Below are 8,965 nucleotides of genomic sequence, written 5' to 3' on the forward strand. Positions count from 1 at the left end.
GGGTCGAGCTGGTCGTGGGTACAGGTGCTCTGCAACTTCTCAACACCAGGCGTACCCGATCTGTTCCACGCTTGCACGTCCCTCCATGGTCGCACATCTTTCGACCGGATGAACATGGCGCCGAGCACTGGAATAAGCTATTGACGTGAGGTTCCTGCGTCGTAACAGCACCACAGCCACCGAAGAGCCGCCCGTCGAGGCCTCGGAGGACTCTGACAGCGCCGCCAAGGCGTTCACGCCAGCCAAGGGGCGAGCGACGCCGAAGCGCCGTGAGGCCGAGGCCAAGCGCCGCGGTCCCGTCGCGCCGCCGCCGAAGTCGACCCGTGAGGCGATGCGGCGCAACAAGGAGCTCCGCAAGGCAAACCCGAAGACCAAGGAAGACCGCCGCTCCGAGGCCAAGGAGCGTCGCGAGCGGATGATGTCCGGCGACGACAAGTACCTGCTGCCCCGCGACCGCGGCCCGGTCAAGGCCTACGTCCGCGACCTCGTGGACTCCCGGCGCAACCTCCTCGGCCTGTTCATGCCGCTGGCCGTGCTGGTATTCGTCGCGCTGCTGGTGCCGGCCCCCAAGATCCAGCAGTACGCGACGCTGCTCTGCACCCTGCTGCTGCTCGGCATGGTCATCGAGGGCGTGATCAGCGGCCGCCGGATCGCCAAGCAGGTGCGGGCGAAGTTCCCGAAGGAAGTAGTCAAGGGCAGCTCGGTCGGCTTCTACGCGTTCGTCAGGGCCAGCCAGATCCGCAAGCTTCGCGTGCCCAAGCCGCGCGTGCGCGCCGGCGACGTCGTTCCCGGCTGACCGGCGCCTTCAGCCGGCCATCTCACTGCGGAACCTGAGCATGTGGGCCATGCCGCACATGCCGTGGAAGGGACTTATCGCCAAGGGCGCCGCGGAGGCGACCGCGATTCCGCTCGAGCGTTACTGAATGGCCCAGTCCGTTCGCCGCGAAATGGCGTTTACGCCTGGTCCGCCTGTCTCGTAGGGTCGACGTCATGACCGACGCCGTCGACCTGGCCACGCGCAACTTCGCGACGTTCTGGACTTCGCTCGCGCAGACTCGCGGACACGAAGTGATCCGCCGGCCCGGCTTCCTGGCCGTCGACGGGCAAGGGCGCGCGAACCTGCGAATCTTGCTGCTCTCCCCAGATCCGACTGCCGAAGAGATCAACGAACTGACAGCGCTGGCGCGGCGGTCGTCGAGAACGGTCGTCGTCGAGGACCCGTACAGCTCGCTCGACTTGGGCGAGCTGGGGCTGACTTCGCGACAGATGCCGGTCATGATCCGCGAAGTGGGCATGGACACCGCGCCGCCGACGCTCGAAGTCACGCGGGTCGACCGGGCAGACCAGCTGGAAACGGCGGAACGCATCGTTGTCGACGGTTTCCCGCTGCGCGCATTCCAGCCGTACCGCCCGGGAGAGGTGTTCCCGAAGGAAGTTCTCGACTACGACGGCGTCGAGCTGTTTGTCATCGAGCGAGACGGCGTGCCCGCCGGGACGTGCTACACCATCGACGACGGTTCGGTGGCCGGGCTCTACTGGGTGACCACGATGCCCGAGCATCAGTCCCGCGGGGTCGGGCGGGCTCTGATGAACGCGGTCTTGGGATCGCTCAAGGGGCAGCCGATCGTCCTCACCGCCGCGAAAGCGGGCAAGCCACTTTACGACTCACTGGGCTTCAAGACCGTCGGCAACGCGACTTGGTGGATGTAGGCCTCGCAAGTCGACGGCGAGTTGCGATACCTGGCGTCCGCAACTATCGCAACTCGACGGCGAGTTGCGGTTCAGGGCAGGCTGAGGAGTCCGGTGAGCTCGTGGACAGCGGTGCGGCCGGCCCGGTTGGCGCCGATCGTGCTGGCCGAAGGGCCGTAGCCGACGAGGTGCAGCCGCGGCTCGGCGACCACGCGCGTGCCGTCCATCCGGATGCCGCCACCGGGCTCGCGGACGTGGAGCGGCGCGAGGTGGTCGATCGCGGCGCGGAAACCGGTAGCCCACAGGATGACGTCGGCGGGCTGCTCGCTCCCGTCCGCCCAGACGACGCCGCGCGGGGTGATCCGCTCGAACATCGGCTTGCGGTCGAGGATGCCGGCTGCCTCGGCCGCGCGGGTTTCCGGCGTCCAGGCCAGGTCGGTCACGCTGACGACGCTGGCCGGCGGACGGCCTTCGCGGACGGCCTGCTCGACCTTCGCGACGGCGTTGCGGCCCCAGTCCTCGGAAAACGGCTCCTCACGGAAAACCGGTGGACGTCGGGTGGCCCAGGTCGTCTCTCGGGCGACTGTCGCGATCTCGATGAGTTGCTGGACAGCCGAAGTCCCGCCGCCGACCACGATGACCCGCTGGTCGCGGAAGTCCTCGACGCCGAGGTAGTCGGCCGTGTGCAGTTGACGTCCGGCGAAGGTCTCCTGGCCGGGGTAGTGCGGCCAGAACGGCCTGTCCCACGTCCCCGTCGCGCTGATCACCGCGCGCGCCGCCCAAGACTCGGCCGGGCCGGCCACGATCAGCCGATCGTCGTCGCCCTTGCTCACCGACACGACGTCGACCGGGCGGTGGACGGGCAGGTCGTAGGTGCGCTCGAAGCGGTCGAAGTACTCGGAGACGACTTCCGACGCTGGGCGGCTCGTGTCCGGCGATCCCAGCGCCATGCCGGGCAGGTCGTGCAACCCGTGGACCTTGCCCAGCACGAGTGACGGCCACCGGTACTGCCAGGCGCCGCCCGCACGTTTCCCGTGGTCCAGCACGACAAAACCGGACTCGTTGCGCAGTCCTGCCCGGCGCAGGAAGTAGGCCGCCGAAAGCCCCGCCTGCCCCGCCCCGATGACGACTACGTCGGTCTCATGGTCTGCGCTGTTCACACCGGTATCAACGACCCGCGCCCCCGCTTATTTCGCGCTCCCCATCACACCCTTCCCCCACTTTTGCGCTATCGACGACCGCAACTCGACGGCGACTTGCGATCGTTGCGGACGCTGAGTGCCCTCCCTAGTGGCGGCGGAGGAGGCGGATGGTGACGAAGGCGACGAGGAGGGCGGCGGTAGCGACGAGGATGGGAGTGAGGCGTTTGAGGACGGACGCTCCGGCGTAGTCGAGGAGGTCGATGGCCTCGGTTTCGGCCACCGGAGGGACGGCTCGCAGCTGCGGCTTCGGAGCCGGAGGTGCCTCGGGAACCGGAGGTGGCTCGGAATCGGAATCGGCAGCGAGCTTCTCCGACAGGTTCACCACGAACGTGTCCAGGATCTTGCCGCCGACCTCCGAGATCAGCCCGCGCCCGAACTGCGCCGGCTTCCCCGTGATGGCGAGGTCCGTGACGGCGATACCGTTGGTCACGCTGCCGTCTGCGGTGAGCGTCAGAGTGACCGTCGCGGCCGCCGTGCCCGCGCCGCGAGCGTCCTTGCCCGAGGCCTTGATCACCACCGTGCGGGTTTCCTCGTTCTTCTCGAGAAATTCCCCGGTTCCCTTGTAGAGCAGGGAGATCGGCCCCATCTTGACCTTCACCGTACCGCTGAAGGCATCGCCCTCGACCTTGGTCAACGTTGCGCCCGGCATACACGGCGCGACGCGTTCCGGGTCGAGCACGGCCTTCCAGACGTCGTCGAGCGGCGCCGGGACGGTGAATTGGTGGTCGAGTCGCACAGGCCGATCTCCCTGGTTCGCTACGAACTGACGGCGGCCGCGACGGCCCGCCCGGTGAGCACCCGGGCCAGCTGCTGCCGGTATTCGACGTCGGCGTTGCCGTCCGGCGTCGGGTCGGTGCCCTCCGCGGCATGCCCGGCCGCCGCGCGGATGGCTTCCGCGGTGGCGGGTCCGCCGACGAGCGCCGCTTCGACACCTGTCGCGCGCACCGGCGTCGAGCCCATGTTCGTCAGCGCGACCCTGGCCTCGGCGATCATGCCGCCCTCGACGCGCACAGCCGCGGCCACCGCGACCATCGACCAGGCCTGAGCCACCCGGTTGAACTTCTCGTAGTGCGCCTGCCAGCCGGTGTGCTTGGGCACGCGGACTTCGACCAGGATCTCGTCCGGGTGCAACGACGTCGTGAAGAAGTCCTCGAAGAAGTCCGCCGCGGCGACCGTGCGGCGACCGCCCGGCCCGGCGACCACGAGTTCCGCGCCTAACGCGAGCACCGGCGCGAGCAGGTCGCCCGCCGGGTCGGCGTGCGCGATCGCGCCGCCGAACGTCCCCCGGTGCCGCACCTGCGGATCGGCCACGGTGTCCGTGGCCTTCTTCAGCAGCAAGGCGTGTTCGGCGACCAGCCCGTCTCGCTGGACGTCGTAGTGCGTGGTCATCGCGCCGATCACCAGCACATCGCCGTCCTCTCGGACGCCGCGCAGCTCGGCGACCTTGCCGAGGTCGACCAGCACGGTCGGCGTGGCGAGCCGCATCCGCAGCACCGGAAGCAGGCTCTGCCCGCCGGCCAGCACCTTGGCGTCCTCGCCGGCTTCCGCCAGCGCTCGCACCGCCTCGTCCACAGTGGATGGCGCGACATAGTCGAAGGCCGAGGGAATCACCGGGCACCTCCAGCAGCGTCGATCGAACCGAGTCCGCCGCCCGGCCCGGTGCCGTCACCGGCGTCGGCGGTGCCGTGCTGGATCGCGTGCCAGACCCGCATCGGGCTGAGCGGCATCTCGATGTCGTTGATCCCGAAGTGGCGCACCGCGTCGATCACGGAGTTGACCACGGCCGGGGTGGACGCGATTGTGCCCGCTTCACCGACCCCCTTGACACCCAACGGGTTCGTCGTCGACGGCGTCTCCGTCCGGTCGGTGACGAAATGCGGCAGGTCTACCGCGGACGGCAGCAGGTAGTCGGCGAACGTGCCGGTCTGCAGCGTCCCGCTTTCGTCGTGGACGGCTTCCTCGTACAGCGCCTGCGAGATGCCTTGCGCGAGCCCGCCGTGGACCTGGCCTTCGACGATGATCGGGTTGACCACCAGGCCGACGTCGTCGACACAGACGTACGAACGAATCGTGACGCGGCCGGTTTCGGTGTCGACCTCGGTGGCGCACAGGTGCGTCCCGTGCGGGAACGAGAAGTTCTCCGGGTCGTACACCGCGTCGGAGTCCAGCGAGGGCTCGATTCCCTCGGGCAGGTCGTGTGCCATGAAAGCGGCGAACGCGATATCCGCGATCCCGGTCGAGGAATCCGTGCCCTTGACGGTGAACTTGCCACCGGCGAACTCGAGGTCGTCCTCCGCGCACTCCATCAGGTGCGCGGCGATCACCCTGGCCTTGGCGACGACTTTCTCCGCGGCCTTGACGATCGCGATCCCGCCGACCACCAACGACCGCGAACCGTACGTGTCGAGGCCCTTGTGCGAAGACTGCGTGTCCCCATGCAGCACCTCGACGTCCTCGAACGCGACACCGAGCTGGTCGGCCACGATCTGGCTCCACGCCGTCTCATGTCCCTGACCGTGCGCCGACGCACCGGTGATGACCTCGACCTTGCCCGTCGCCAGCATCCGGATCGCCGCGTGTTCCCAGCCGCCGGCGCCGTACGCCAGCGAACCGAGCACCCGCGACGGCGCGAGCCCGCACATCTCGGTGAACGTCGAGATGCCGATCCCGAGCTGCACCGGGTCCCGGCGCTCACGACGTTCGGCCTGCTCGCGCCGCAGTCCGTCGTAGTCGAAGAGCTGCTTGGCCTTCGCCGTCGCGGCCTCGTAATTGCCCGAGTCGTAGGTCAGCCCGCACACCGTGGTGAACGGGAACTCCTCGTGCTTGATCCAGTTCTTTTCCCGCAGCTCCAGCGGATCCATGCCGAGTTCGACGGCGAGCTCGTCCATGATCCGCTCGATCGCGAACGTCGCCTCAGGCCGGCCCGCGCCGCGATAGGCGTCGGTCAGCGTGGTGTTCGTGAAGACGTTCGTGCAGGCGAAGTGGTACGCGGGGAACTTGTAGATCGAGTTGAACATGAACGCGCCGAGGATCGGCACGCCCGGACCGACCAGCCCGAGGTACGCGCCCATGTCGGCGAGCAGCTCGACCTTCAAGCCGGTGACCGTGCCGTCCCGGTTCGAGGTGATGGTGATGTCCTGGATCTGGTCGCGGCCGTGGTGCGCGGCGACCATCGTCTCCGACCGCGATTCGTTCCACTTCACCGGTTTGCCGAGTTTCTGTGCCACGAGCAGGCACATCATCTCCTCGGGCAGCACGCCGATCTTGCCGCCGAACCCACCGCCGACGTCCGGCGCGATCACGCGCAGCTTGTGCTCGGGGATGCCCAGCGTCAGCGCGGCCATCGTCTTCAGGATGTGCGGGATCTGCGTCGCCGACCACATGGTGATCTGCGCGCTCGTCGGGTCGACCACGCAGGCGCGGGGTTCCATGAACGCCGGGATCAGCCGCTGTTGGCGGAACCGGCGCTTGACGGTGACCTCGGCGGACGCGATGGCTTCTTCGACACTCGCACCCGTGCCGGCTTCGGCGGAGTCGAAGACCCACAGCGCGTTGCGGTTCGTGCCCAGCTCCTCGTGCACCAGCGGCGCGCCTTCGGCCAGCGCGTTCTCTATGCCGAGCACGACCGGCAGGTCCTCGTACTCGACGTCGATCGCTTCGAGCGCGTCGTGGGCTTCGGCGGACGTGCGGGCGACAACGACAGCGACCCCTTCACCGGCGAAGTTGACCTGGTCAGCGGCGAGAACGGGCCGCCGCGGCGACTTCATGTCCGGGGTGATCGGCCACGCGCACGGCATACCCAACGCGCTGCCCGGATCGAGGTCGCGGCCGGTGTAGACGGCGATGACACCGGGCGAACGCTTCGCCTCGGACGTGTCGACGCTGACGATTTTCGCGTGAGCCATCGGGCTGCGGAGCACCGCCACGTGCACCATCCCCGGCAGCGTCAGGTTGTCGGTCCAGCGGGTGCGGCCGGTGATCAGGCGCGCGTCTTCCTTGCGCAGCCGTGCCTTGCCGATCTCCGGCTCGGTGTCCATGGTCGACGTCATCACTCACCACCCACGGGCGAGGCGGTGTTTTCGGTGAGTCGCTCGGCCTCCGGGCCGGCGCCCGGCCGCATGTGGTGCGCCGCGTCCCGGACCGCCTTGACGATGTTCTGGTAGCCCGTGCACCGGCAGAGATTGCCTTCCAGCCCTTCGCGCACGGCGCGGTCGTCGGGGTCCGGGTTGTCGGCGAGCAGGTCGATCGACTGCATGATCATGCCCGGCGTGCAGAACCCGCACTGGAGGGCGTGGTTGTCGTGGAAGGCCTGCTGGACCGGGTGGAGTTCGCCGTCCCTGGCGAGTCCCTCGATCGTGGTGACCTCGTGACCGTCCGCCTGGACGGCCAGCACCGAACAGGACTTCACGCTGTGGCCGTCGAGATGGACCGTGCAGGCACCGCAATTGCTGGTATCGCAGCCGACGACGGTGCCGACTTTGCCGAGTTTTTCGCGTAAGTGGTGGACAAGCAACGTTCGCGGTTCGACTTCGTCGGTGTAAGCCGTTCCGTCGACAGTGACGGTGATCCGCATGAAGGTCTCCCGAGGTCCGAGCAGTGATCGGAGTCACCTTGGAGCGTGCTACTTCGATCCCGTTCGGACAACCCCGGCGAGAGGGCCATGAAAAGACTCCTCCGCAAATGCGTGGACAATCATTCCGTTGTCACGCATTTGCGGAACCGCGGCGATTTTCTTGTGACAAAAGAAATCCGGACGGCGGACGTCGTGACGAAACAGACTTCCGCGCGCCCGGGGGAATCGGTAACCGTTATCCGTGGATACGTCCGGAAAGGGCGGCCAGCCGCTGACCGCCGCCACCCCAGCGGAGCGCGATGATCTCCGCCGCGATCGACACCGCGGTTTCTTCCGGGGTGCGCGCGCCGAGGTCCAGCCCGATCGGGGAAGACAGGTGCTCTAGTTCGACGTCGCTGAGCCCGGCGTCGCGCAACCGGGAGAACCGATCGTCGTGCGTCTTGCGGGAGCCCATCGCGCCGACATAGCCGACGTCGAGCCGTAAGGCGACCTCGAGCAGCGGGACGTCGAACTTCGGGTCATGGGTGAGCACCGCGATCGCCGTACGCCTGTCGATGCGGCCCGCTTCGGCCTCGGCCCGGAGGTACCGGTGTGGCCAGTCGACGACGACCTCGTGCGCGTCGGGGAACCGGCTGCTGGTCGCGAACACCGGCCGGGCATCGCAGACGGTGACCTGATAGCCCAGGTAGGCGCCCATCTTGGCCATCGCGGCGGCGAAGTCGATCGCGCCGAACACCAGCATCCGCGGCCGTGGCGCGTGACCCGCGACGAAAACCTCCATGCCGGCGCCCCGGCGCTGACCGTCGGGCCCGTAGGTCAGGACCTCGCTGCGGCCGTTGGCGAGCAGCCCGCGAGCGTCGTCGGTAACCGCGGCATCCGCCCGGGCCGAACCGAGTGTTCCCGTCACTTCGTCTTCGCGGACGACCAGCCGCCGGCCCACCCACTCGGGTAGCGGATGGGCGATGACAGTCGCGGTCGCCACCGGCCGGTGGGTGTCGATGTCCTGCACGAGGTCGTCGAGTTCGGGGAAGGTCTCTCGCGACACCGCCTCGACGAAGACGTCGAGGATGCCCCCGCAGGTGAGCCCGACCGCGAAGGCGTCGTCGTCACTGACGCCGTAACGCTGCAGCACCGGCGCTCCGCCGCCCATCACCTGGGTGGCGAGTTCGTACACCGCCCCCTCGACGCAGCCGCCCGACACCGAGCCGCTGACCGTGCCACCGGGTGCGACGACCATCGCCGCGCCGGCCGGCCGGGGCGCGGATCGGAAGGTGCGAACGACGGTCGCCACGCCGGCCGTTCCACCGGCGCGCCAGACCGCTAACAAATCGCTCAGCACGTCTCTCACGTGTCCCAACGTAGGCTCACGTTCGTGACACCGGCACAACTTCGGGCCTATTCCGCCGTCGTGCGGCTGGGCTCCGTGCACGCGGCGGCAGCCGAACTCGGCATGTCGGACGCCGGTATCTCGATGCATGTCGCGCAGTTGCGTAAGGAACTC

General features: G+C 68.3%; 9 protein-coding genes. 3 read left to right on the top strand and 6 right to left on the bottom strand.

Translation table 11 applies throughout. From position 1 onward, the window contains the following. Positions 1 to 145: 145 nt before the first annotated feature. Both JWQ81_RS23050 and JWQ81_RS23055 read left to right on the top strand, forming a co-directional pair. Positions 146 to 796 (top strand): DUF3043 domain-containing protein, encoded by a 651-nt coding sequence (locus JWQ81_RS23050; RefSeq protein WP_297544566.1) that lies wholly within the window; start codon positions 146 to 148, stop codon positions 794 to 796. A 194-nt stretch (positions 797 to 990) separates the two neighbouring features. Beyond that, positions 991 to 1,710, top strand: a complete 720-nt coding sequence (locus tag JWQ81_RS23055; RefSeq protein ID WP_297544567.1) for a GNAT family N-acetyltransferase — start codon at positions 991 to 993, stop codon at positions 1,708 to 1,710. Positions 1,711 to 1,781: 71 nt separating this feature from the next. On the opposite strand, the gene JWQ81_RS23060 is transcribed toward JWQ81_RS23055, so the two are convergent. The 6 genes from JWQ81_RS23060 to JWQ81_RS23085 form a co-directional block, all read right to left on the bottom strand. Then, positions 1,782 to 2,849, bottom strand: a complete 1,068-nt coding sequence (locus JWQ81_RS23060; RefSeq protein ID WP_297544568.1) for an NAD(P)-binding domain-containing protein — start codon at positions 2,847 to 2,849, stop codon at positions 1,782 to 1,784. A 127-nt stretch (positions 2,850 to 2,976) separates the two neighbouring features. After that, the gene (locus JWQ81_RS23065) at positions 2,977 to 3,627 is read right to left on the bottom strand and encodes an SRPBCC family protein (RefSeq protein WP_297544569.1); all 651 of its coding nucleotides are present in this window, start codon (positions 3,625 to 3,627) and stop codon (positions 2,977 to 2,979) included. 20 nt (positions 3,628 to 3,647) lie between these two features. Then, complete coding sequence (locus tag JWQ81_RS23070; RefSeq protein WP_297544570.1) at positions 3,648 to 4,502, bottom strand: xanthine dehydrogenase family protein subunit M; 855 nt, start codon at positions 4,500 to 4,502, stop codon at positions 3,648 to 3,650. Further along, on the bottom strand, positions 4,499 to 6,940 hold the full coding sequence (locus JWQ81_RS23075; RefSeq protein ID WP_297544571.1) for a molybdopterin cofactor-binding domain-containing protein: 2,442 nt from the start codon (positions 6,938 to 6,940) through the stop codon (positions 4,499 to 4,501). Before JWQ81_RS23075 ends, JWQ81_RS23070 begins: the two co-directional genes overlap by 4 nt. Then, a complete protein-coding gene (locus JWQ81_RS23080; RefSeq protein ID WP_297544572.1) occupies positions 6,940 to 7,464 on the bottom strand; it encodes a (2Fe-2S)-binding protein in 525 nt (174 codons plus the stop codon). The genes JWQ81_RS23075 and JWQ81_RS23080 overlap by 1 nt, the downstream gene beginning before the upstream one ends. 235 nt (positions 7,465 to 7,699) lie before the next feature. Continuing rightward, on the bottom strand, positions 7,700 to 8,812 hold the full coding sequence (locus JWQ81_RS23085) for an XdhC family protein (protein ID WP_297544573.1): 1,113 nt from the start codon (positions 8,810 to 8,812) through the stop codon (positions 7,700 to 7,702). A 24-nt stretch (positions 8,813 to 8,836) separates the two neighbouring features. Here JWQ81_RS23085 and JWQ81_RS45060 point away from each other — a divergent pair. Continuing rightward, the coding region (locus JWQ81_RS45060; protein ID WP_366942326.1) for a LysR family transcriptional regulator at positions 8,837 to 8,965 on the top strand (129 nt) is incomplete at its 3' end.

It is taken from the genome of Amycolatopsis sp. (assembly GCF_025464955.1).
In the GTDB taxonomy this organism is placed as follows: Bacteria; Actinomycetota; Actinomycetes; order Mycobacteriales; family Pseudonocardiaceae; genus Amycolatopsis.